Annotated in this window: 16 protein-coding genes; 6 read left to right on the forward strand and 10 right to left on the reverse strand. The window is 67.4% G+C overall.

Going from position 1 to position 25,059, the window contains the following annotated elements; translation table 11 throughout:
* Positions 1 to 50: 50 nt before the first annotated feature.
* From BVG12_RS07800 to rpsB, 6 genes are all read right to left on the reverse strand, one after another.
* Positions 51 to 878 carry a phosphatidate cytidylyltransferase gene (locus tag BVG12_RS07800; RefSeq protein WP_075791934.1) on the reverse strand — a complete coding sequence of 276 codons (828 nt, stop codon included), beginning with the start codon at positions 876 to 878 and terminating at the stop codon, positions 51 to 53.
* Positions 878 to 1,636: a polyprenyl diphosphate synthase gene (gene uppS, locus BVG12_RS07805; protein ID WP_075791935.1), complete on the reverse strand. Its 759-nt coding sequence runs from the start codon at positions 1,634 to 1,636 to the stop codon at positions 878 to 880. The genes BVG12_RS07800 and uppS overlap by 1 nt, the downstream gene beginning before the upstream one ends.
* A gap of 271 nt (positions 1,637 to 1,907) precedes the next feature.
* Positions 1,908 to 2,468 carry a ribosome recycling factor gene (gene frr / locus BVG12_RS07810; RefSeq protein WP_075791936.1) on the reverse strand — a complete coding sequence of 187 codons (561 nt, stop codon included), beginning with the start codon at positions 2,466 to 2,468 and terminating at the stop codon, positions 1,908 to 1,910.
* Positions 2,469 to 2,496: 28 nt separating this feature from the next.
* A complete protein-coding gene (pyrH, locus tag BVG12_RS07815) occupies positions 2,497 to 3,213 on the reverse strand; it encodes a UMP kinase (RefSeq protein WP_036228558.1) in 717 nt (238 codons plus the stop codon).
* A 100-nt stretch (positions 3,214 to 3,313) separates the two neighbouring features.
* Positions 3,314 to 4,222, reverse strand: a complete 909-nt coding sequence (gene tsf / locus BVG12_RS07820) for a translation elongation factor Ts (protein ID WP_075791937.1) — start codon at positions 4,220 to 4,222, stop codon at positions 3,314 to 3,316.
* Positions 4,223 to 4,366: 144 nt separating this feature from the next.
* Positions 4,367 to 5,113, reverse strand: a complete 747-nt coding sequence (gene rpsB, locus BVG12_RS07825) for a 30S ribosomal protein S2 (RefSeq protein WP_075791938.1) — start codon at positions 5,111 to 5,113, stop codon at positions 4,367 to 4,369.
* 266 nt (positions 5,114 to 5,379) lie between these two features.
* Between rpsB and map the strand changes: the two genes are divergently transcribed.
* The 3 genes from map to BVG12_RS07840 all read left to right on the forward strand — a co-directional run bounded on the left by map (position 5,380) and on the right by BVG12_RS07840 (position 9,708).
* Positions 5,380 to 6,204: a type I methionyl aminopeptidase gene (gene map / locus BVG12_RS07830; RefSeq protein ID WP_075791939.1), complete on the forward strand. Its 825-nt coding sequence runs from the start codon at positions 5,380 to 5,382 to the stop codon at positions 6,202 to 6,204.
* A gap of 13 nt (positions 6,205 to 6,217) precedes the next feature.
* Positions 6,218 to 8,797, forward strand: coding sequence for a [protein-PII] uridylyltransferase (locus BVG12_RS07835; protein ID WP_075791940.1), 2,580 nt, complete (start codon positions 6,218 to 6,220; stop codon positions 8,795 to 8,797).
* Between the two features lie 164 nt (positions 8,798 to 8,961).
* Entirely contained in the window at positions 8,962 to 9,708 is a 747-nt protein-coding gene (locus BVG12_RS07840; protein ID WP_075791941.1) for a pseudouridine synthase, read from the forward strand.
* A 3-nt stretch (positions 9,709 to 9,711) separates the two neighbouring features.
* Here BVG12_RS07840 and BVG12_RS33895 read toward each other — a convergent pair whose 3' ends face one another.
* From BVG12_RS33895 to BVG12_RS07855, 3 genes are all read right to left on the reverse strand, one after another.
* Positions 9,712 to 9,900, reverse strand: a complete 189-nt coding sequence (locus BVG12_RS33895; protein WP_156895576.1) for a hypothetical protein — start codon at positions 9,898 to 9,900, stop codon at positions 9,712 to 9,714.
* A gap of 282 nt (positions 9,901 to 10,182) precedes the next feature.
* Positions 10,183 to 13,518 carry a PAS domain S-box protein gene (locus tag BVG12_RS07850; RefSeq protein WP_075791943.1) on the reverse strand — a complete coding sequence of 1,112 codons (3,336 nt, stop codon included), beginning with the start codon at positions 13,516 to 13,518 and terminating at the stop codon, positions 10,183 to 10,185.
* 264 nt (positions 13,519 to 13,782) lie between these two features.
* Complete coding sequence (locus BVG12_RS07855) at positions 13,783 to 15,960, reverse strand: hybrid sensor histidine kinase/response regulator (protein ID WP_169926800.1); 2,178 nt, start codon at positions 15,958 to 15,960, stop codon at positions 13,783 to 13,785.
* 216 nt (positions 15,961 to 16,176) lie between these two features.
* On the opposite strand from BVG12_RS07855, the gene BVG12_RS07860 reads away from it, so the two are divergent.
* The gene (locus BVG12_RS07860) at positions 16,177 to 17,331 is read left to right on the forward strand and encodes a PEP-CTERM sorting domain-containing protein (RefSeq protein WP_075791945.1); all 1,155 of its coding nucleotides are present in this window, start codon (positions 16,177 to 16,179) and stop codon (positions 17,329 to 17,331) included.
* Here the strand turns inward: BVG12_RS07860 and BVG12_RS07865 are convergent.
* Complete coding sequence (locus BVG12_RS07865; RefSeq protein WP_218921051.1) at positions 17,328 to 21,089, reverse strand: ATP-binding protein; 3,762 nt, start codon at positions 21,087 to 21,089, stop codon at positions 17,328 to 17,330. The two genes, BVG12_RS07860 and BVG12_RS07865, sit on opposite strands and share 4 nt — an antisense overlap.
* Positions 21,090 to 21,294: 205 nt before the next feature.
* On the opposite strand from BVG12_RS07865, the gene BVG12_RS07870 reads away from it, so the two are divergent.
* Both BVG12_RS07870 and BVG12_RS07875 read left to right on the forward strand, forming a co-directional pair.
* Positions 21,295 to 22,176 carry a phosphate/phosphite/phosphonate ABC transporter substrate-binding protein gene (locus BVG12_RS07870; RefSeq protein ID WP_075791946.1) on the forward strand — a complete coding sequence of 294 codons (882 nt, stop codon included), beginning with the start codon at positions 21,295 to 21,297 and terminating at the stop codon, positions 22,174 to 22,176.
* Complete coding sequence (locus tag BVG12_RS07875) at positions 22,173 to 25,049, forward strand: EAL domain-containing protein (RefSeq protein ID WP_075791947.1); 2,877 nt, start codon at positions 22,173 to 22,175, stop codon at positions 25,047 to 25,049. The genes BVG12_RS07870 and BVG12_RS07875 overlap by 4 nt, the downstream gene beginning before the upstream one ends.
* Positions 25,050 to 25,059: the final 10 nt, after the last annotated feature.

Below are 25,059 nucleotides of genomic sequence, written 5' to 3' on the forward strand. Positions count from 1 at the left end.
CACGGCGGGCGTAGCGACGGCGCCCGCCCGCGTTGGAACGGCCTGGTGTCTTACAGCCGCGCGCCGATCAGGGCGGCGAGAGGCAGCACGGGGACCAGCGCGTCGATGCGGTCCAGCACGCCGCCATGGCCGGGCAGCAGGTTGCTGCTGTCCTTCATGCCGGCGCGCCGCTTGAGCTGGGATTCGAACAGGTCGCCGACGATGCTGGCGGCCACCATCAGCACGAGCACCACGACGAGCGCCGGCCAGCCGTAGTGATGCTGGACGCGCGCGGCGAAGGTGTTCGCAAAGGCGTCGCCGCCGAACTGGACCGAGAGGCCGCCCAGCACGAGCACGGCGATGCCGCCGCCGACCGCGCCTTCCCACGATTTGCCGGGCGAGATCGATGGCGCCAGCTTGTTCTTGCCGAACGCCTTGCCGGAGAAATAGGCGCCGATGTCGGCCACCCACACGATTGCGAGCACGGACAGCAGGAACAGCGGCGAATGCGAGTACAGGTCGACGATGGCGGCGAAGCAGCCGACCACGGCGAACGCATACACGAGGCTCAGCAGCGTATTCGCCGGCGTGCCCAGCGGCGGCAGGCCGATCTTCAGCGACGGCGCGAACCGGGCGATCCACAAGGCCACGCTGAGCGCGGCCCAGAACGACAGGTTCGTATGCCCCGTGAACACGGACATCGCGAAGACGGCCGCCCACACGATGGCGATCACGTGGGCATTGTGCGTGTGCGGATTGAACAGCCGGAAGCATTCCCAGATGGCGGCGCCGAAGAACACCGTCGCCACCACCGCGAATGCCGTGTAGTTGTTGAAGTAAAGGACCGGCAGCAACACTGCCAGCAGGACGACGGCGGTAATGACGCGGGTCTTGAGCATCAGTTTGTCTTGGCCTTGTTTGCGACCTGCTCGCCGGTGCGGCCGAAGCGCCGCTCCCGGCTCTGGTAGGACGCGATCGCCGTGTCGAGCGATTCGGGCGAAAAGTCCGGCCAGAAGGTGTCGGTGAAGTACAGCTCCGAATACGCGAGCTGCCACAGGAGGAAGTTGGAGATGCGCTCCTCGCCGCCGGTGCGGATGAACAGGTCGGGCTCGGGCGCATAGGCCATCGCCAGGTGCGGGGCCAGCATCTCTTCGGTGAATTCCGTCACGCCCGGGTTGGCGGCGACCATCTTGCTTGTCGCCTGCATGATGTCCCAGCGGCCGCCGTAGTTGGCGCAGATGGTGACGGTCAGGCGCGAATTGTTCGCGGTGCGGCGTTCGGCGTTGGCGATCATGTCCTGCAGCTTGGCGTCGAAGCGCGACAGGTCGCCCACGACTTTCAGGCGGATGTTATTCGCATGCATCTTCGCCACTTCGCGCTCGAGCGCGGAGACGAACAGGCCCATCAGGTAGGACACTTCATCGGCCGGGCGGCGCCAGTTTTCCGACGAAAACGCGAACAGCGTCAGGTATTCGACGCCACGCTCCACGCACGCTTCGACGATCTTGCGCACGGCGTCCACGCCCTTGACGTGGCCGGCCACGCGGGGCAGCAGGCGCTTGGTCGCCCAGCGGCCATTGCCATCCATGATGATGGCGACGTGGCGCGGCACCTTGGGCGCTTCCGGGACTGCGGTGGTCGAACTTTTGAAAATCATAAATCTGGCCAAATGGCGGTCAAACGGGCTGCAAAAGGAAAGCAACAAAAGGTGGAACGGACCGGTCAGGCCTTGCCTGCCGGTCCGACGTCCACAACGATACGCGGCACTTGCCAGTGCCGCAATACGGACACGTCGATAAACCTGCTGCGCGTTGCACTGTCGTCCTGCGATGCTCCGCTACGGCGGACCGGCTGTACTGCTCGTACAGCTGCGCTTCTCGACCGACATTGCCGCCGCTCGCGACGGTTTCTCGAGGTGCCCTTGACGATCACACCGTCATGACTTCTTTTTCTTTTTCGGCGACCAGCTTGTCGATGTCGATGACGGCCTTGTCGGTCATCTTCTGGACATCGTCCTGGGCGCGGCGCTCGTCGTCTTCCGAGATCGCCTTGTCCTTGACCAGTTTCTTCAACTGCTCGTTGGCGTCACGGCGCACGTTGCGGACGGCGATCTTCGCGTCTTCCGCTTCCGACTTGCACAGCTTGACCATTTCCTTGCGGCGCTCTTCGGTCAGGGCCGGGGTCGGCACGCGGACGAGATCGCCGAACGTCGACGGGTTCAGGCCCAGGTCGGATTCGCGGATCGCCTTTTCGATGACGTTCAGCATCTTCTTTTCGTAAGGCTGAACGCCGATGGTGCGGGCGTCGATGAGGGTCAGGTTGGCGACCATCGGCAGCGCGGTCGGCGAACCATAGTAATCGACCATCACGTGGTCCAGGATGCCGGTGTGGGCGCGGCCGGTGCGAACCTTGGCCAGATTGCTTCTCAGGGTTTCGATGGACTTGGCCATCTTATCCTGGGCACTTTTTTTAACGTCAGCTACGGACATGCTGCTCTCCTGTGTTTCTAATATTGAGTTAAACGTGTACGAGTGTACCCTCGTCTTCGCCCATGATCACGCGCTTGAGCGCACCCGGCTTGACGATCGAGAACACCTTGATCGGCAGCTTCTGGTCGCGGCACAGGGCGAACGCGGTGGCGTCCATCACCTGCAGGTGCTTGGCGATCGCTTCATCGAACGAAATCTGCTCGTAGCGGGTCGCGTGCGGATCCTTCTTAGGATCGGCAGTATATACGCCATCGACCTTGGTTGCCTTCAACACAATTTCGGCCGAGATTTCCGAGCCCCGCAGCGCGGCGGCGGTGTCGGTGGTGAAGAAGGGGTTGCCGGTACCGGCTGCGAACACGACGACCTTGCCCTCTTCCAGGTATTGCAGCGCCTTCGGGCGCACGTACGGCTCGACCACCTGCTCGATGCCGATGGCCGACATCACGCGCGCGGTGATGCCCTGCTGGCGCATGGCGTCGGCCAGCGCCAGCGCATTCATCACGGTGGCCAGCATGCCCATATAGTCGGCCGTCGCGCGGTCCATGCCCTGCGCACCCGGCGCCACGCCGCGGAAGATGTTACCGCCGCCAATCACCACTGCCAGTTCCACACCCAGCTTCGACACCTCCGCGACGTCGGCAACCATGCGTTCGATGGTGGCGCGGTTGATGCCGAACGGATCGTCGCCCATCAGCGCTTCGCCAGACAGTTTGAGGAGGACTCGTTGATAGGCTGGTTTTGTCATGAATGGGGCTCCTGAGGTCATTGAATGTTTCTGTTTCGGTACTACGCCGGACGGGATCGCCGCCGGTTGTAAAAACGGGCCTTGCGGCCCGTTCTCTTTATTACTGCTTGGCAGCAGCCATCTGGGCCGCCACTTCCGCTGCGAAGTCGTCGACTTTCTTCTCGATGCCTTCGCCGACCACGTACATCGTGAATGCTTTCACGGTGGTGTTGGTGGCCTTCAGCATCTGCTCGATGCTCTGCTTGTCGTTCTTCACGAACGCCTGGTTCAGCAGCGACACTTCCTTCAGATACTTCTGCACCGAACCATCGATACGCTTGGCGACGATCTCGGCCGATTGCGGCTGCTTGCCTTCGGCGACGGCCTTGTCGGCGTCTTCCTGGGCTTTCAGCTGAGCGACCGAACGCTCTTTCTCGATCAGCTCGGCCGGCACTTGCTCTGCCGACAGGGCGACCGGCTTCATCGCGGCGATGTGCATCGCGACGTCTTTACCGACTTGCTCGTCGGCGCCGTCGTAGTCGACGATCACGCCGATGCGGGTGCCGTGCAGGTACGACGCCAGCTTGCCGGTGGTTTCGAAGCGCTGGAAGCGGCGGACGGTCATATTCTCGCCGATTTTGCCGATCAGTGCCGTACGCACGTCGTCGAACGTCTTGCCATCGACCGGCAGAGCGGCCAGCGCGGCGACGTCGGCCGGGTTGTTTTCGGCGACCAGCTTGGCGGCCAGGTTGCACATGGCCAGGAAGTCGTCGTTCTTGGCGACGAAGTCGGTTTCGCTGTTCACTTCGACCAGCGCGCCGACGTTGCCGGCGACGTAAGCGGCAACCACGCCTTCAGCGGTGATACGCGACGCCGCTTTCGAGGCCTTGCCGCCCAGCTTGACGCGCAGGATCTCTTCGGCACGTGCCATATCGCCTTCGGCTTCGTTCAGTGCCTTCTTGCATTCCATCATCGGTGCGTCGGTCTTGGCGCGCAGTTCGCCAACCATCGCTGCAGTAATCGCTGCCATGTCATTTCTCCTAAAGTCGGAGCAAGCCGTCGGTGCGACGTCTTGCAAGATTGTTGATCTGTCCTGGAATTGCTTGCAAAAAGGGGCGCTCGATCTTAGGCTCGGCGCCCCTTTACAGCTCAGCGGGCCGCGGCCCGCCGGGAATTAAGCTTGCTCGGAAACTTCGACGAAGTCGTCAGCCGACTTGACCATCTCGGCGACTTCGTTGGTGGCGTTCGCACGGCCTTCCAGGATCGCATCGGCGACGCCGCGTGCGTACAGGGTGATGGCCTTCGACGAGTCGTCGTTACCCGGGATGACGTGGGTCACGCCTTCGGGCGAGTGGTTGGTGTCGACCACGCCGATGACCGGGATGCCCAGCTTGCCGGCTTCGGTGACGGCGCCCTTGTGGTAGCCGACGTCCACGACGAAGATCGCGTCCGGCACGCCTTGCAGGTCCTTGATGCCGCCGATCGACTTCTGCAGCTTTTCCAGTTCGCGCGAGAACATCAGCGCTTCTTTCTTGCTCATCTTCTCGACTTCGCCCGACTCGATGGCGGCTTCCATGTCCTTCAGGCGCTTGATCGAGGTCTTGATGGTCTTGAAGTTGGTCAGCATGCCGCCCAGCCAGCGCTGGTCGACGTACGGCACACCGGCGCGCTGTGCTTCGGCGGCGATGATGTCGCGGGCCTGGCGCTTCGTGCCCACCAGCAGGATCGTGCCGCGGTTGGCGGCGATCTGCTTGATGGTCTTCATCGCATCCTGGTACATCGCCATGGTCTTTTCCAGGTTGATGATGTGGATCTTGTTGCGATGACCGAAGATGAACGGCGCCATTTTCGGGTTCCAGAAACGGGTCTGGTGGCCGAAGTGAACACCGGCTTCCAGCATTTCGCGCATAGTGACAGACATTGTAATTCTCCAGGGTTGGTTTCTTGAACAACGGCCAGTACACCCTTCCGGGCACCCTTGTCGGCCGCGTTCGCGATTTAAAAAAAGCTCGATTTCACAAGCTTGCCCGATACGAACACGAGCAACCCGAGATTCTAGCGGGATTCGACACGAATTTCAAGCTCGCTCGCGCATGCACCTCCCCGCCGGGGGGCCGCCCCGCGGCCCGACCGGCTGCCGGATCACATATAATGCCCGGTACAGAACATATTGCAGAACGGATCATTATGGCCATCTCCATCAAGTCCCCGGAAGACATCGAAGGCATGCGCATCGCCGGCCGCCTCGGCGCCGAGGTGCTCGACTACATCACGCCCTTCGTCAAACCGGGCGTCACGACCGGCGAACTGGACCGCCTTTGCCATGAATACATGGTCAACGTGCAAGGCACTGTCCCCGCCCCGCTGAACTATGCGCCGCCGGGCTACCCGCCGTTCCCGAAAGCCGTCTGCACCTCCGTCAACGATGTGATCTGCCACGGCATTCCGGGCGACAAGGTCCTGAAAAACGGCGACGTCGTCAACATCGACGTCACCGTCATCACGAAGGACGGTTATCACGGCGACAACAGCCGCATGTTCTTCATCGGCGAACCGTCCAAGCTGGCGCGCCGCCTGACGGAGATCACCTACGAATGCATGTGGCTGGGCATTTCGAAAGTGAAACCGGGCGCGCACCTGGGCGACATCGGCCACGTGATCCAGCAGCACGCGGAAAAGGCGGGTTACTCCGTCGTGCGCGAATTCTGCGGCCACGGCATCGGCAAGGTCTTCCACGAAGAGCCGCAGGTGCTGCACTATGGCCGTCCCGGCACGGGCGAGATGCTTGCAGCCGGCATGATCTTCACGATCGAGCCGATGATCAACGCGGGCCGCCGCGAGATCCGCGAAATGCCGGACGGCTGGACCATCAAGACCAAAGACCGCAGCCTGTCGGCCCAGTGGGAACACATGATCCTCGTGACCGAGACGGGCTATGAGGTGCTGACGACGTCGGCCGGCACCCCGCCGCCGCCCGCCATCATCAAGCCAAAAGACGCCGTCCCAGCCTGATTCCGACACGCTTATGTCCATCGCCACCGCCCCCCTGCAGCCGCTGCAACTGAAGCAGCGCCTCAAGGCCGAGCGCCAGCTCGTCATCGCCGAGTTCCGCGAGAACGGCAAGCCGGAAAAACTGTTGCGCGGCCTGCGCCACGGCGTGGACGCCGTGCTGACCGACGCGTGGCACGCGGCGGGCCTGCCGCAGAACGCCGCCCTCGTCGGCGTAGGCGGCTACGGCCGCGGCGAACTGTTTCCGCAGTCCGACGTCGACCTGCTGATCCTGCTGGGCACCCCGCCCGACGCGCTGGTGCAGGCGAAGCTGGAAAACTTCGTCCAGCTCCTGTGGGACCTGGGGCTGGAGATCGGCCACAGCATCCGCACGGTCGACGAGTGCATGACGGAGTCCGCCGCCGACATCACGGTGCAGACGAGCCTGTTGGAAGCGCGCCTCGTGACGGGCAGCGAGACGGTGTTCAACGAACTGCTGCGCCGCTACGACGAGGCGATGGACGCGCAAGCCTTCTTCCAGGCCAAGACGGCCGAGATGCGGCTGCGCCACGCCAAGTACGAATTCACGCCGTTCTCGCTGGAACCGAACGTCAAGGAAAGCCCGGGTGCCCTGCGCGACCTGCAGGTGATCCTGTGGGTCGCGAAGGCGGCCGGCCTCGCGAATTCCTGGAGCCAGCTCGCGATCCGCGGCCTGATCACGCGCGAGGAAGCGCGCCAGCTGATGGAAAAGGAACGCGCCTTCAAGGACATCCGCATCCGCCTGCACCTGCAGACCAACCGGCGCGAAGACCGCCTCGTGTTCGACGTCCAGACCGCGATCGCGGAAACGTTCGGCCTCACGTCGACGGGCGCGGGCCTGGAGGCGCGCCGCGCCAGCGAATTCCTGATGCAGCGCTACTACTGGGCCGCGAAGACCGTCACCCAGCTGAACACGATCCTGCTGCAGAACATCGAGGCGCATCTGTTCCCCACGCCGTCGCAACCGGTGCCGATCAACCCGCGCTTCAACGAAGTGGGCGGCTTCATCGACATCGCCGCCGACGACACGTTCGAATCGATCCCGTCCGCCGTGCTGGAAATCTTCGTGCTGATGACGGAGCGCCCGGACATCAAGGGCATGACGGCCCGCACGATGCGCGCGCTGTGGCATGCGCGCACCCTCATCGACGACGCCTTTCGCGCCAACCCGCAACACCGCGCGCTGTTCCTGCGCGTGCTGCAGGCGCCGGTCGGTCTCGTGCACGCGCTGCGGCGCATGAACGACATGGGGATCCTCGGCCGCTACCTGCCGAACTTCCGCCGCATCATCGGCCAGATGCAGCACGACCTGTTCCACGTCTACACGGTCGACCAGCACATCATGATGGTGGTGCGGAACATGCGGCGCTTCACGATGACGGAGCATGCGCACGAATACCCGTTCTGCAGCCAGCTGATCGCCAATTTCCGCGACCGCTGGCTGCTGTACGTGGCCGCCCTCTTCCACGACATCGCCAAGGGCCGCGGCGGCGACCACTCCGAGCTGGGCAAGACCGACGCCCTGGAATTCTGCCGCGACCACGCCCTGTCCGAGGAAGACACGGAACTGGTCGTGTTCCTCGTCGAGCACCACCTGACCATGTCGGTCGTGGCGCAGAAGCAGGACCTGTCCGACCCGGACGTGATCCAGTCCTTCGCCCGCCTCGTGCGCGACGAGCGCCACCTGACGGCGCTGTACCTCCTGACGGTGGCCGACATCCGCGGCACGAGCCCGAAAGTGTGGAATGCGTGGAAGGCGAAGCTGCTGGAAGACCTGTACAAGATGACCCTGCGCGTGCTCGGGGGCGAGCCGCCGTCCGCCGACCGCGAACTGCGCGCGCGCCAGCAGGAAGCGCTGGCGACGCTGCGCCTGTTCGGCCTCCCGGCCGACGCGCACGAAGCCTTGTGGAAGCAGCTCGACATGGCGTACTTCCTGCGCCACGACGCGTCCGACATCGCGTGGCAGACGCGCTGCCTGTACGACAAGCTGGGGCGCGACAAGCCCGTCGTGAAATCGCGCCTGGCGCCGATCGGCGAGGGCCTGCAGGTGACGGTGTACGTGAAAGACCAGCCCGACCTGTTCGCGCGCATCTGCAGCTATTTCGACCGCAAGAATTTTTCCATCCTCGACGCCAAGATCCACACGACGAAGGACGGCTACGCGCTCGACACCTTCCTCATCACGGACGAGCACTTCGCCAACAGCTACCGCGACATCATCAACCTGATCGAGCATGAGCTGTGCGAGGTCCTCGTGCACCAGGAGCCTTTGTCCCCGCCGCTGCGGGGCCGGCTGTCGCGCATGTCGCGCAACTTCCCCATCACGCCGACGGTCGACATGCGTCCGGACGAGCGCGGCCAGTTCTGGGTGCTGTCCATCGGCGCCAACGACCGCAACGGTCTGCTGTACTCGATCGCGAGCGTGCTGGCACGCTACCGCATCAACCTGCACACGGCCAAGATCATGACCCTGGGCGAGCGCGTCGAGGACGTGTTCCTCATCGACGGCCAGGCGCTGAACAACCAGCGGGTGCAAGTGCAGTTGGAGACCGAGTTGCTGGATGCTGTGAAAATTTAAGTTGGCACGTCATTCCCGCGCAGGCGGGAATCCATGTTGAGCTACAGGATTCTGTACTTCGGAAGCCACCGTAGCCGCTCGACGGAGTGACTGCGGCACTTCAGCATGGGTTCCCGCCCGCGCGGGAACGATGGTATTTGTTTTCGTAATTTTTTTGAACGACCATGACTGAACCCGTACGCCTCTCCAAACGCATGTCCGAACTTGGCCTCTCGTCCCGCCGCGAGGCCGACGAGTGGATCGCGAAAGGCTGGGTGCGCGTCGACGGCCAGGTGGTGTCCGAGCTCGGCAGCAAAGTCTTGCCGCATCAAAAAATCACGGTCGAACGCCAGGCCGCCGCGCAGCAGGCGAAGCGCGTGACGGTGCTGCTGAACAAGCCGGTCGGCTATGTCAGCGGCCAGGCGGAAGACGGCTACAAGCCGGCCGTCGTGCTCGTGAAGCCGGAAAACCGCTGGGCCGACGATCCCTCGCCGGAACAGTTTCATCCCACCCAGCTGAAATCGCTCGTGCCCGCCGGACGGCTGGACATCGATTCCGTCGGCCTGCTCGTGCTGACGCAGGACGGCCGCATCGCCAAGCAGCTGATCGGCGAAGACACGTCCATCGAGAAAGAATACCTCGTCCGCGTGCAGTACACGAAGCCGGGCCGCCTGCCGGATGCCGACCTCAAGAAGCTGAACCACGGCCTGTGGATGGACGGCAAGCCGCTGCTGCCCGCCAAGGTGCGTTGGCAGAACGATGACCAGCTCAGCTTCACCCTCAAGGAAGGCCGCAAGCGCCAGATCCGCCGCATGTGCGACATGGTCGGCCTCAAGGTCCTGGGCCTCAAGCGCGTACGGATCGGACGCGTGAAGCTCGGCGAATTGCCACCGGGTCAATGGCGTTATCTCGGGGCCGACGAGCGGTTTTAACCGTCAATGCGCATGACGCGTGCTGGTCCATGGATCGAGCACGCGCAACTCGTCCAGCACGGCCCGCGGCCCTTCGACGGTGCCGCCGCTGTCCTGGTCCCACTCCAGCCTCAGCTTCGATCGCCCCCTGCGCAAATCCACCCGCGCATAGTCGACCCACGCATCCTCGGCATCGTATTCGAACGTCTTCAACCAGCCGGTCCGCAGCAGCGCGTCCAATGTTTGGCGCAACGCGAACGGTGGGAGGTCCGAAATCGTCTCCGGATGTAACTGGGGGTCTCTGAAGACGCCCAGGTATCTGACAAATTGTGAAATCCACGCCATCGCTGCCTCCCAACATCGGTTGACGTTGATTTCAGTCTACGCAGGCGACGATGGCATTGACGTTAGCTAACGCACAGAGCGGAACAAAATGCAGGTCGCATATGTCATGAATTTGTAACTTTTTGTTTCAGTGAGCCGACTTGATAACTGTTAAACAAGAATCGAGTGCAAGTCCTCGAGGCTGACGGGCTTCGTGAGGTGATGGGAAAACCCGCGGTTGCGCGTCTGGCGCCGGTCGGCGTCCTGGCCCCAGCCCGTCAGCGCGACAATGCGCAGGCTGGCGAAGCGCTCGTCCTGGCGCAGGCGCCGGGCGACCTCGAAGCCGTCCATGCCGGGCATGCCGAGGTCGAGCAGGACACTGGTCGGCATGAAAGTTTCCGCCATCGCCAGCGCGGCGCGGCCGTCGTACACGACTCTTACCTCGGCCCCGTCCGCCTCCAGCAGCAGGCCCAGCGTATCCGCGGCGTCGCGGTTGTCGTCCACGACGAGGATGCGCTGGCCGTGGAACGGCGCGGCGGGACGCGCCTGCCCCAGCTGCGGCCTTTCCTCTTCCGCGTCGTGGTCCGGCGCGAGCGGCAGCCGCACGATGAATTCGCTGCCCTGGCCCGGCCCGGCGCTGTGTGCTTCCACGGTGCCGTGATGCATCTCGACGAGGCTGCGCACCATCGTCAGACCGATCCCGAGCCCGCCCTGCCCCCGTCCGGCGGACCGGTGCGCCTGGGCGAACATGTCGAATACGCCGGGCAGCGCGTCAGCCGGAATGCCGATCCCGGTATCGCGCACGCTGGCCACGGCCTGGTCGCCCTCGCGCCGCACGTCGAACCAGATGCGGCCGCCCGTGTCCGTGTATTTGGCGGCGTTGTTGAGCAGGTTCGCGAAGACCTGGGTCAGGCGCACACGGTCGGCCTCGAGGCACAGCTTTTGCTCCGGCAGCGCGACGGCGAGCTGGTGGCCGGCCCGGTCGATCATCGGCTGGCTCGTCTCGACGGCGCTGTGGACGATCTCGGCGAACGGCACCCGCTCCAGCTTGAGGTCGATCTTGCCGCGCGTGATGCGCGACACTTCCATCAGGTCGTCCACGAGACGCGCCATCTGCTTCACCTGGCGCCCCACCATCTCGACGACGCGGTCGGACTGGCGCCGGCCGTCCGGACGGCGCATCAGCTGCACGGCGTTGCTGATCGGGGCCAGGGGATTGCGCAGTTCGTGGGCCAGCGTCGCAAGGAACTCGTCCTTGCGACGATCGGCCTCCTTTAGGGCCTCCTCGGCCTGCACGGCCCCCGTGATGTCGAGCGAGATGCCGACGTAGCCACGGTGTTCGCCGTCGCCCGAATGCCAGGGCGACGCATGGGATTCGAACCAGTGCCAGCTGCCGTCCTTGACCATCGTGTGGACCCGCTGGGTAAAGGCGCCGCGCGTGCGGATGCCTTCGTACACGTCGCGCAGGTAGGCATCCATCTTGTCCGGCCGCGCGATGTTCTTCCAGCCGCTCGTGCCATCCCCCGCGGCAACCTCGTCCGTCACGCAGCGCTGGTTCAGGTAGATGACGTTGCCGTCCACGTCGAACTGGTACACGAGGGCGGGCGATGCGTCGGCCAGTGCGCGGAACCGGCCCTCGCTCTCGCGCAGGGCGTCCTCGGCGCGCTTGCGCACGGTGATGTCGTGGAACAGGATCGCCACCCGCGGCACCTGGCGCCCGCCGACGGGATAGACGAAGAAGTCGTACCAGCTGGCCAGCGGCTGCGAGAAGCATTGCGAGCGGCTGGACACGCCCGTGCGCACGACCTGGGCGCAGGCGTCCAGCCAGCAAGGTTCGTGCTCGGGGCGCATGCGCAGCAAGCCCGGTCCCACGTAGGCGATGTTGGCCATGCGCACGGCGGCCGGATTCGCCTCCGCATAATCGAGACCGACGGCCCGCCCCTCGTCGTCGAAGCGCACCGTCGCCAGCAGGAAGCCCTCGTCCATCGCCTCGAACAGCATGCGGTAGCGCCGCTCGCTCTCGGCCAGCGCGGCCTGGGTGCGGCGGCGCTCGTCGACGTCGATATGCATGCCGACCCATTTGCGGACACTGCCGTCGCGGTTGAACAGGGGCGCCGCGCGCGCATTGGTCCAGCGCCAGCCGCCGGACGCCGCCTGCACGCGGAATTCGGCGTTCAGGATCCGCCGCGTACCCACGGCCGCGCGCCATTCGCGCAGCGCATACGCGCGGTCGTCGGGGTGGACGGCCTCGATCCAGCCGACGCCCAGCGACGCCGCTTCCGACTGCCCCGTATAGGCCGTCCAGCTGGGCGACCCGTTGACGATGCGGCCGTGCGCATCCGCCTCCCATACGGTCTGCGCGAAGCCCTCGACCATCGCGCGGAAGCGTTCCTCGCTCTCGGCCAGCCGGGCCTCCGTCTCCTTGTTTTCCGTCACGTCGATCACGAACAGCACACAGCGCGCGTTCGCCCCGCCGCCCGAGATGCGCGCGGGCGCGAACAGGCCCCACCAGCGGGTGCCGTCCTTGCGCGTCATCTGCTTGGTGTACGGCAGCGTGACGCCGTGGTCGATGAGGTCGCGCAGGGCGCGCGCCGACACGTCCCAGAATTCGGGCGGCGTCATCTCGCGCCAGTTCGGCATCGCGCGCAGCTCGGCGCACGTGTAGCCCGTCATCCGCTCGAACGCGGGATTGACGTCGTGGACGGTGCCGTCGATGTCGAAGTACAGCACGCCGACGGTGCTGATGCTGAGGGTGGCGTCGATGAGGGCCTTGTGTTCGCGCAGCGCCCGCTCGGCCGCGCGGCTTTCCTCGACCTCCCGCTCGAGGTGTTCCTTGCTTTCGAGGACGGGCCGCAGGCGCTCCTCGACCTTGCGTTCGATCTCGACGCCCTCGGCGCCCTTGCTGCCGCCGGCCTGGTGGGCGGCCGCGGCGAACGGCGCGCAGGCGCGCAGCAGGCGCAGGTCGTCGGCATCGAAGCGGGCGTTGCCGCCTTCGGTCAGCACGACCGCCAGCGCGCCGAGCGTGCCGCCACGGACCCGCCAGGGCACGCCGAGGAATTCGGTCAGGGGGACGCCGCTGGCGCGCAGCGACGGGAACTGCTCGTTCGGCCGCTCGACCAGGACGGGGCCGTCGGCCCGGATGACGGTGCCGCACGCGCACTCGCCCAGCGACCACTGCCTGCCGCGGTTCCCGTCGAGCGCGCCGGACACGACGCACCAGCGCACCTTGTCCGCAGCGTCCGGCGGCACCGTCCCGGCCCCGTTGCCGGCGCCGTCGAGCACGGCAACGACGACGGCATCGGCCCCGCACAGCGCGCGCACGGCGTCGGCCAGGCGCTGCATGGCGTCCTCGGGGTCGTCGGCCAGCGCCTGCGCCAGCCCGGCCAGCGTGCCCGCTTCCTCCGCCCCGTCGCGCGTGGACAGGTGCGCCGCGCGTTCGCGCAACAGGGTTTCCACGGCTTCGTCGTCGTGGACTCCGATCGATGCGTCAGGTGTCGAGTCGGCCATGGGTATCGATCTATCGATTGTTGGTTGCCTGCGCCCTGCAACCCAAGATTACTTGACAATTCGATCACTGCCAACCGAATTTCAATCGTGTTCACCATGTTTAACAATATTTAAAGAAATAGGACTCGGCGACCGCCGAAACTGTGGCGAAGGCGCCAAATCAGCCTGTTTGGCCGGACAGCATGCTATTTCACGATATAAAAAAGATAGCGATAACAACCGGCTCGCCGGCTAACATGGCGATCGCAATCAAAATGACCGCGTTCAACGCACGGAATCGGGCTCGCCGAGCGCGCGCTCCAGCTCGTCCAGGCGGACGGGCTTTTTCAGGTGCAGATCGAAGCCCGCGGCCAGCGCGCGCCGGACGTCGTCGGGCTGGCCGTAGCCGGTGACGGCCACGAGCCGGATGCCCCCCTGGTGCGCCAGCTGCCGCGCCACCTCGTAGCCGGACATGTCGGGCAGGTCGATGTCGATGAAGGCCACGTCCGGGCGTTGGCGCTCGGCCAGGGCGAGCGCGGCCCGGCCGTCGGGCGCCGTCATCACGGTGCAGCCGCGCGACTGCAGCAGCGCGCACGTCATGTCGCGCAGGTCGTCGTTGTCTTCCGCCAGTAACACGCGCCGGCCCGGCCGCGGCGGCGGCGTATCGCCCGTGCCGTCGGCCGCGGCCCCGATTGCTTCGGTCCCGGCCAGCGGCAGGCGGATCGTGAAGGTGCTGCCCTGCTGCGGCCCTCCGCTTTCGACGGCCACGCTGCCGCGCTGCTGCTCGACGAGCGATTTGACGACGGCCAGGCCGATCCCGAGGCCGCCCTGCGCGCGGCTGAGCACCTTGCCCTGCACGAACACGTCCCAGACGCGCGGCAGCAGGTCGGCGTCGATGCCCTTGCCGTTGTCGGCCACCACCAGCTCGCCCATGCCGGCATGGGCGCGCGTCGACACGCGGATCCGGCCGCCGGCCTGCGTGTACTTGGCGGCGTTCTCGATCAGGTTGCCGAGCACCTGCTGCAGCCGCGTCGGGTCGCAGCTGACCCACACCGGCTCCAGGTCCAGCTCGACCTCGTGCTCCGCCGTCGTGCCCTGCGTCTGCAGGGTCTGCGCCACGTCGCGCACCGCGGCCGCCAGGTCGAGCGGCACGGGCGCGAGCGTCACGCGGCCGCTCAGCACGCGGTTCGCGTCCAGCAACTCGTCGACGAGGTGGGCCAGGTGCCGGCTCTGGCGTCCGATGATCTGGTGCGCGCGCTCGGCCGCCGGGCCGCTGGCACCCATCTGGACGAGGGCGATCGCGGAGCTGATCGCGCCCAGCGGATTGCGCAGCTCGTGGCCCAGCATGGCGAGGAATTCGTCCTTCGCGCGGTTCTGCGCCTCGGCCAGGCTGCGCGCCGCCTCGGCGTCGGCCAGGTGGCGCTGGCGCGCGCTCTCCAGCCGGATCAGCCGGCTGGACACGGCGTGCAGCACCTTCTGCAGCGCGTTCAACTCCGTGATGTGCAGGTCGACCGGCGGCGGCAGCCAGCCGTCGACCATGCCTTCCGTCGCGGTGCTGAGGTATTCGGTGGCGGCCAGCAGGCGCCGCGCGAACAGCAGCGCGCCCAGGCACGCCAGCGCCACGGCGCACAACAGCGTGCCGGCCGTCAGCGAGACGGCGTGCGCGGCCGTCGCCTCCAGTTCCGCGACGGGCACGCCGACGGCGGCCGTCCAGCCGGTCAACGGCGACCGGGCCAGCGCGATATACATCGGCGTGCCCTCGCGGCTCTCGCTGCGCACGATCGTCGCGCCGGCGCGCAGGCCCGCCATCAACTCGGGACGCGGCCTGCCCGTCACATAGTCTTCCCACCGGTGGTTGCGCGCGATGGTTCTGCCTTCGCGGTCGAACACCGAGACCAGCCAGCCGTCCGGCACGTCCCGGGGCAGCTTCTCGTTCAAGTAGCGCGCTTCGATGCGCTGGCCCAGCACCATGCGGCGCCCGTCGCCCAGGGTGACGGGGATCTGGGCCGCGACGACGATCTTGCGCGACAGGTCGCCGACGATCAGGTCGGACACGGCCGGCACGTCGCGCTCGAGCACGGCGCGCACGCGTTGGCGCGTGGCGGCCGAGGGTTCGGCGCCCGGGACGCCGTAAGGACGGGCGGTATTGAACACCTGGTCGCCGTCGGCGCGCAGCAGCACCGTTTCGCGCCCGCCCGCGTTGACGCTCTTCGCCTGGCTGTAGAACGTGGCGAAATCGCCGCGGAACAGGCTCAACGACGTCGTCAGCGCCTGGCCGCTGGCCAGCGCGGCCGTCAACTCCCGGTCCATCGTCAATACGGTGGCACGCGCCATTTCCTGCATGCTGCGCAGCACGGCCTGGCGTTCCGCATCGAGCAACAGGCGGATGGCGATCGCCGATCCGAGGATCACGGGCAGGAAGACGGCGGCGGCCAGCAAGGCCAGATGCGTACGCACTCTCATGGTGTCCGATGTCGCGAATCCGAATCTTTCGATTGTATATTCAGCAAGTTTGAAACGGATCATGCGCAACCAAATAAATGGATACGCCTCGCCGGGCCGGCGCGCACGGACCGGCGCGCGCCGCCTACCCGTTCCGCATACCTCTGATTCTCATCAGAGAGCGACGCGGGAACCCCCCTAAGCTGGCCTCGGAATCCGACAATCCAGGAGGCTAGCATGCGCGCGTCATCGCACATTTCCCGACTGATCCTGTCCGCGGCCCTGGCTCTGCCTGGCGCCGCGGCCGTGGCCGACCCGTTGTACTCGATCACCTTGCTGGGCGGCACGGGCAGCGCAGCCAGCGACATCAACCGCTGGGGCGACGTCGTCGGCAGCATCACGAGCGCCGGCGTCACCCACGGCTTCCTGAATGCCGGCGGCACGTACACGGACCTCGGCACGCTGGGCGGCACGAACAGCAACGCGAACGGCATCAACGACTCCGGCCAGATCGTCGGCGGGTCGGACAACGGCGCGGGCCAGTACCACGCATTCACGTATTCCGGCGGCACGATGAGCGACCTCGGCACGCTGGGCGGCGGCCGCAGCGAGGCGTTCGCCATCAACAACCACGGCATGATCGTGGGCGATTCGCAAAACGGAGACCCGGCGACCTATGGTTTTTCGCAAGCGTTCAGCTATTCGGGCGGCACCATGAGCGCGCTCGGCACCCTGCCCGGCGGCCTGGGCAGTACCGCGTACGCGATCAACACCAAGGGCACGATCGGCGGCTCGTCCTTCGAGGGGCCGCTCACCATGCCGGAATATCCGTTCCACGCCGTCACGTTCGGCGGCGGTACCGCCCATTCGATCGGCGCCCCGGACCTGGGCGACAGCGCGATCCACGGTCTGAACGACCACGACCTGGCTGTCGGCGGCATCCCGACGTCCACGATGATCCACGCGTCGCACGCCTTCCTGTACGACCACGGCACGATCACCGACCTCGGCGTCCTCGATCCCACCCAGGACGACAGCATCGCCTGGGACATCAACAACCTCAAGCAGATCGTCGGCACCTCCGCCGTGACGGTCGACCCCGAGCACTACGGCTACCACGGCTTCCTGTGGACCGGTGCCGGCCTCGTCGACCTGAACACGCTGGTCGATCCATCCTCGGGCTGGGTCATCACGAGCGCCAACGCCATCAACGATGCCCGACAGATCGCCGCGACGGCCTGCCACGGCGGCGTCGCGGGCGACTGCCGCGCGGTGCGCCTCGATCTCATCTCGGCCGTGCCGGAACCGGACAGCTGGGCCATGCTCGCCCTCGGGCTCGGCCTGGCCGGCGTGCTGAGGCGCCGCCGCCCGGCCCGCGGGACGGCGCCCTAAGCGGCGGCGCCGACGCGGCGCTGCCCCAGCGCGTCGAGCAGCGCCGCCAGTTCCGCCGGCGCGGGCGGCTTCACGAGGTGGGCGCAGAAGCCTGCGCTGAGCGAACGGGCGCGGTCTTCCGGCTGGCCGTAGCCGGACAGGGCGATGAAGTCCGTGTCCGCGCAGCCGGGCCGGGCACGCAGCGCGGCCAGCAGTTCGTAACCGTTGAGGCCGGGCAGGCCGATGTCGAGCAAGGCGATGTCGGGCGTGTACTCGTCCGGCAGCGCCAGTGCGGCCTGCGGGTCGCCCAGCGCCGTGACGGCGTGGCCGCCCAGTTCCAGCAGGCCGCGCATGGCCTCCAGCACGTCGGCATTGTCGTCCACGAGCAGCACGCGCAGGCCGTTGCGGCGCCGCGCGGGGCGGGCGCCCGCGTCGCCGGTGCAGGGGTCAAAGCACGCATCGGCCAGCGGCAGGCGCAGCTCGAACACGCTGCCGTGGCCGAGACCGGGGCTGCGCGCCGTGACGGTCCCGCCGTGCAAGGCGACGATTTCCCTGACGATCGCGAGGCCCAGCCCGAGGCCGCCGCGCGATCGGTCGAGGGCCTGCCGTTCCTGCACGAACTTGTCGAACAGGCGCGGCAGCATCCCGGGCGAGATGCCGATGCCGTTGTCCTCGACCTGCAGCACGGCGTGGCTGTCCTCGGCCCAGGCGCGCACGTGGATGCGGCCGCCGGGGTTCGTGTACTTGGCCGCATTCGTCAGCAGGTTCGACAGCACCTGGGTCAGGCGGACCGGATCGCCGTGCAGCGGCAGGCCGCTTGGCGCCACGTCGGTCAGCAGATGGTGGCTGCGCTCGGCCAGCAGCGGCGCGTTCGCCTCGACGGCCAGCGCCACCAGCCGGCCCAGTTCCACGCGTTCCGGCCGCAGCTCGATCTTGCCGCGGGCGATGCGGGCGACGTCGAGCAGGTCGTCGACGAGGCGCACGAGATGCCGCGCCTGGCGCTCCATGATCGCCAGTTCGCGCTCGTGGCCCGGCATGCGGCGCGCGCGGATCAGTTCCAGCGCGATCAGGATCGGCGCCAGCGGGTTGCGCAGCTCGTGCCCCAGCATGGCGAGGAAGTCGTCCTTCGCGCGGTTGGCCACTTCGGCTTCGCGGCGCGCGCGCGCGAGTTCCGTCACCTCGAACGCGACGATGGCGATGGCTTCGACGGCGCCGCGCGCGTCGAGGATAGGCTGGTAGACGAAGTCGAAGAAGCGCTCTTCCGGCGCCGCGCCGCGCGCCAGCATGAAACGCTCCGAGCGGCCGACGTACGGCCGGCCGCTGGCGCGCACGCCGTCCAGCAATTCCTGGATGCCCTGCCCCGCCAGCTCCGGCAACGCCACGAGCAGCGGCTGGTTCAGGATGGGGCGCGGGCCGACGAGACCCTGGTAATGGTCGTTGACGAGCTCGAACACGTGGCGCGGCCCGCGCACGATGGCGATGCCGGCCGGGACCTGGCGGAAGATCGACGCCAGGCGCGCCGCGTGCGCGCGCTCGAGGGCGCGCATGCGTGCCTGCATCACCTGCGATTCGACCCGCGTGATGAGTTCGCGCGCGCCGAACGGCTTCACGAGATAGTCGTTGGCGCCCTTTTCCAGGCCCTCGATGCGCGCTTCCTCGCCGGCGCGCGCGGACACGAGCACGACGGGCGTATCGGCCAGCTCGCGGTCGGCGCGCAGCCGGGCGATCAGGCCGAAGCCGTCCAGGCGCGGCATCATGACGTCCGCCACGACGACGTCCGGCCGTTCGCGCCGCACCATCGCGAGCGCGTCCACGCCGTCGGCCGCCACGCTCACTTCCCAGTGCTGGCCGAGCAGGCGCGCGAGGTAGTCGCGCATGTCGGCATTGTCGTCGGCCACCAGCACGCGGGCCATCGACAGCACGACGGGTTCCTCGGGCCGGCGCGGCGCCGGCGCGGCCGGCGGCGCCGGCAGCCAGCGCCCCGCCTCCTCCGCGAAGGCGGCCAGCACGCGGCCCGTGGGCGGTCCGGACGGCGCGTCGATGTCGCTGTCGCCCGGCCCGTGGTCCGGACCACCGGCGGGCGCGAACGGCAGGGTCACGATGAAGGCGCTGCCGCGGCCCGGCGCGCTCTCGACGGCGATGGTGCCGCCCTGCAGCTCGACGAGGTCGCGCACGAGCGCGAGGCCGATGCCCGATCCCTCGTTGGAGCGCGAACGCGCGCCCTCGATACGCTGGAAGCGTTCGAACACGGCGTCCAGGTGTTCGGGCGCGATGCCGATGCCCGTGTCGCGCACGGTCACGCGCGCCGCGCCGGCGCTGGATTCCACGGTCACCGAAATGGCGCCGTCGAACGTGAACTTGAACGCGTTCGACAACAGGTTCAGCACGATCTTTTCCCACATGCCCACGTCCACCCGCACGGGCCGCGGCAGCGGCGCGCAGCGCACGTCGAAGACGAGGCCGGCGCTTTCGATCACGGAGCGGAAGCCGCTCGCCAGGTCGGCCGTCAGCGCGGCCAGATCGGCCGGCGTGACGTTCGCCTGCATGCGTCCGGCCTGCACGCGCGAGAAATCCAGCAGGGTGTTGACGAGCCGCTCCAGGCGCAACGCGTTGCGCCGCACCAGTTGCAGGCGCTCGCGCTGGGCGTCCGGCAGCGGCTGGTCGGCGTCGGCGAGACTGTCCTCGATCGGTCCCAGCATCAAGGTGAGCGGCGTGCGGAATTCGTGGCTGACGTTGCTGAAGAACGCCGTCTTCGCCCGGTCCAGCTCGGCCAGCATGTCGACGCGGCGGCGCTGTTCCTCGATGGCGCCGGCGTTCTGGATCGCCGCCGTCACCTGGGCCGCGACGAGGTCGAAGAACGTGCGGTACTCGGCATCGAGGCGGCGTACGGGGCTCACGCCGAGCACCAGCGCGCCCAGCACGCCGCCATGGCCGGGCGTGGCGAGCGGCAGCACGAGCGCCTGGCGCAGCGGCTGGCCGGACAGGCCGGCGGGCAGGCCACCGATGCCGTCGAGGTCCACCAGCATGGGCATGCCGTCGCGGCAGGCTTGGGCCACCGGGAACGGGCCGGCATCGGCATCGGCGTCGGGCAGCCCGGCCGTCCCGCGCAGGCGCAGCTTGCCGTCGGCGTCGGCCACGTAGAGCAGCACGAACGGCAGGTCGGCCGGATTGTCGGCCAGGGTGCCGATGGCGGTGGCGCAGGCGCCGGCCACGGTGGGTTCGCGCAGCGCATCGGCCGACAGGCGCGACAAGGTGCCCAGGCGGCGCGCGTTCAGTACGCTCGCGCTGACCTCCGTCGACGGGCAGAACAAGCCGCCGACCCGGCCGTCCTCGCCGAGGATGGGGCTGTACGAAAACGAATACCACGTCTCTTCGAGGAAGTCGCCGCGGCGCATGAACAGCTGGATGGCGTCGATGAACGTGGCTTCGGCGCGCTGGAACACCTTGTCGGCCAGCGGACCGCACACATCCCAGATCTCGCTCCAGACCTCGCTCGCCGGCCGTCCCAGCGCCCACGGATGCTTGGCCGCGCCCAGCACGTCGACGTAGGCGTCGTTGTACAGGAAGGTGGCTTCCTTGCCCCAGCCGATCCACATGGGATGGCGCGCGCCCCGGATCAGGCTGACGGCCGTGCGCAGGCTCTGCGGCCACGCGTCCAGGGGCCCGAGCGGCGTCGCGGCCCAGTCGAACGCCTCGATCAGCCGTCCCAGTTCGCCGGCCGACGCGAGGAAACCGGGTGGCGACCTGTCCGGATGCGGCATCTCGGCCCCCTTTCCCATATGCCCTCCGCAGCGTTGGTTGGAGTGCGACTGTAGCACGACAGTTCAGCCAGCTTGCGGCCGATTGTCGATGATTCTCACCACCATGTCGTAAAGATGATGCAAATCCGACATTAGCAAAAGGTTTCGCGTTGTTGCAAACCAGAAATATGTTATAGTCGCCCGGTCCTGCCGGACGTGCCGCCGGCGCCATGTCGATGACCCCATGCACCGTCTATTCTTCGTCCGCTCCGTTCTCGCCATCGTGGCCGGCCTGCTCGCCGCCGGCGCGGCGTTTGCGGGGGCGGCGGCAGCAGGGACGCCGGCCGCGGGGACGCCCGTCTACAATTTTTCGCCGGTCAATCTATACAACCTGCAGGTGTCGGCCAGCTTCTGGAATCCGATCATTCGCTACGTCTCGCGAAAGAGCGGCATACGCCTGAACCTCAAACTGGGGCGCACCTCGGCCGACACGACCAGTTATGTGCTCGCGCGCGAAGTCGACTTCGCGTACACGAACCACCTGTTCAGTCCGGCCCGCGCCAGGTTGGGCTGGACCGTGTTCGGCCGCCGCAACGCCCCGCCCGTGCGCGCGCAAATCGTCGTGCCGGCCGATTCGCCCATCAAGAGCCTCGCCGAGCTGGCCGGCGGCGCCGTCGCCTTCCCGGGTCCGGAGGCGCCGCTCGCCTACAAGATGACGTATGCCCAGCTGCTGCGCCAGAACATTCCCGTCGACGTCGTCTTCGCCGGCAATACGGATGCCGCGTTCACCCAGCTGTTCGCCGGCAAGGCCCGGGCCGCCGGAGCCAGTTCCGAGCTCGTGGACAACTACCGCGGCCGCGAGCGCAAATCGTTCCGCGTGCTGTGGCGTTCCGAACCGTTCATCGACCTCGCGCTGATGGCCTCGCCGCGGGTGCCGGCCGACCAGGTCCGCGCCGTCGCCCAGGCCTTCTTCGGCATGGACAAGGACCCGGAAGGCCAACGCATCCTCGAGGCGGCGACGGAACTCGTGCACATGGAAACGCCGCTCTCGTTCGTCGCCGCGAGCGACACCGACTTTGCCAATTACCGCGCGTTCCACGCGAGCGCACCGCCGACCGTTCGATGATCCCGAGCCATTCACCTTTCCGCGCGCGCCTGCCGCGCCTGCTGCCGCGTTCCCTCGTCGGCCGCGTGTTCACCGTGTTCAGCCTCACCCTGCTGCTGTCGATCGGCACGGGCCTCGGCCTGTTCTATCGCTACCAGTTCCTGCAACACATCGAGGAGACCCAGGACACCGCGCTGACCCTCGTCGAAGTGGCCACGCAGACGATCGAGGACAGCGTCGTGATCGGCGACTACGACACGGTCAAGCGCACGCTCGGCAAGATGCTGTTCCAGTCGCCGTTCAAGCGCGCCGAATTCATCGACGTGGGCGGCAGCACCGTCCGCGTCGACGCCCCCCGCGTCACGCGCGCGCTGGCGCCCGCGTGGCTGACGACCCTCATCGCCGCCAAGCTGTACGACGTCAACCGCATCGCCAACGTGGGCGGCAAGGACTACGGCGTCGTGCGCCTGCAGTTCGACGAAGGCAAGCTGGCGGCCCAGTTGTGGAGCCTCGTGCTGGACACGGCGGCCGTCGCGCTCGTCGTGTTCGTCGCCAGCCTGGCGCTGATGCGCACCCTCGTGCGCAGCTGGCTCGACAACCTGGGGCGCCTGCGCTCGTTCGAGAACGACGTGGCGGCCGGCCGCGTCACGGCCGAAGCAGCGCTGCTGGCCGATGCGCCGACCGAGATCCAGGAAGCGATCCGCGCCGTCAACCGCAGCACGGCCAGCCTGCGCGACCAGTTCGGCCAGCGCATCGATTCCCTGATGAACTCCCTCATGCAGCACAAGAGCGCGATGGACCAGGCGGCGATCGTGTGCGAGGCCGATGCGGCCGGCGTCATCAACGGCGTGAACGACCTGTTCGTGACGAGCAGCGGCTTCACACGGCCCGAGGTCGTCGGTCAGCGCCTGGCCGACGTCGGCCGCCCCGCCGGCGCGCGCCTGCCGTGGCGGCCGTCGGACCGCGTGTGGAACGGCGAAGTCGTGATCGCCGGGCGCCATGGCCGGCGCCACTGGTACCGCACCATCGTCCCGATGTTCGACGCCGCCGGCAAGGTGGAGCGCTACATCTGCATCGACATCGACATCACGGAGCGCAAGGAATTCGAGCGCACGATCGTCGAGAACGCGCAGCGCCAGACGCTGATCGCGGAACTCGGGCGCAAGGCGCTGGCCGCGAACGGCCTGGACGAGCTGTTCGCGGACGCCGCCGACGCCGCCGCGCGCGGCCTGGGAGCGTCCTGCGCCGGCCTGTTCGAAGCGACGGCGAACGGCATGGTGGTGCGCGCCGGCGCGGGCCGGCTGGCGCGGGCCGCCGGCCAGCAGCTGGGCCACGTGCCGGGCGCGCCGCTCGGCGCGGACGAGCCGGCCGCGCGGCGTTCCTGGTTCGCGCCGCTGGCCGCCGTGCACAATCTCGCGTCGGGCATCGACACCGCGATCATGTGCGGCGAGCGGACGTTCGGCGTGCTCGGCGTGTATGCCGACGGCGCGCGCCGCTTCAGCACCGACGATGCCAACTTCCTGCATGGCGTCGCGAACATCCTGGCGACGGCCGTCGAACGCCACGAGGCGCGCAACCGCCTGACCTGGCTGGCCCAGTACGACCCGCTCACGAACCTGCCGAACCGGCGCCGCCTGTCCCAGTGCCTCGAGGATGCGATCGGCGCGGCCTGCCGCGAAAACGGCCGCGCGGCCGTCATGTTCATCGACCTGGACCGCTTCAAGAACGTCAACGACATGCTGGGCCACGGCGTGGGCGACCAGTTGCTCGTGCAGGCCGCGAAACGCCTCATGGCGTGCGCGCGCGACGCCGACGTCGTGGCGCGGCTGGGCGGCGACGAATTCGCGCTCGTGCTGCCGACGCTGGCCGGCGACGCCGACGCGGCCGCCATCGCCGCCCGCGTCATCGAGGCGCTGGCGCAGCCCTTCTATCTCGAAGGCCAGCAGCTGTTCGTGTCGGCCAGCGTGGGCATCGCCACGTATCCCGAGAACGGCCGCGACGCGGAGTGCCTGCTGAAGAACGCCGACACGGCCATGTACGGCGCCAAGAACGGCGGCCGCAACAACTTCCAGTTCTACGTCGCCGAGATGCACGAGAACGCGACGCAGCGCCTGCAGACGGAAACCCAGCTGCGCCAGGCGCTGGAGCGCGGCGAATTCCTGCTGCACTACCAGCCGAAGCTCGACCTGGCCACCGGCACCATCAGCGGCTTCGAGGCCCTGTTGCGCTGGAACCACCCGCAACGCGGCCTCGTACCGCCGCTGGAATTCATCGCGATCCTGGAAGAGACAGGCCTGATCCTGCCCGTGGGCGAATGGGTGATCGGCGAGGTATGCCGCCAGCTCAAGGCATGGCAGGCGCAGGGCATGACGGTGCCGCACGTGGCGATCAACCTGTCGGCGCGCCAGCTGCAGCAGGCCGACCTGGCCGGCGCCGTCGAGCGCATCGTCGGCCGCGCCGGCGTCGATCCGGCGCTGCTGGAATTCGAATTGACGGAGTCGATGCTGATGGCGAACCCGGAAAGCGCGGTCGAGATCCTCACGCGCATCAAGGCCCTCGGCATGCGCCTGTCGGTGGACGATTTCGGCACCGGCTATTCGAGCCTCGCCTACCTGAAGCGCTTCCCGCTGGACGCCCTGAAGATCGACCGCACCTTCGTGCGCGACCTGCCGGACGATCCGGACGATGCCGCCATCACCAAGGCCGTGATCCGCCTCGCGCACAGCCTGAGCCTGAAGGTCGTGGCCGAGGGCGTGGAGAACGTGGACCAGCTGCGCGAACTGGAACAATACGGTTGCGACGAGATCCAGGGGTACTACGTCGGCCGGCCGCTGCCGGCCCAGGGCTGCCTGGCGCTGCTGGCCGGCGAAGTCGCCGCGGCGCATTTCGGCTAATATAGCGGGA

Origin of the sequence: Massilia putida, assembly GCF_001941825.1 — a bacterium.
Taxonomy (GTDB): domain Bacteria; phylum Pseudomonadota; class Gammaproteobacteria; order Burkholderiales; family Burkholderiaceae_D; genus Telluria; species Telluria putida.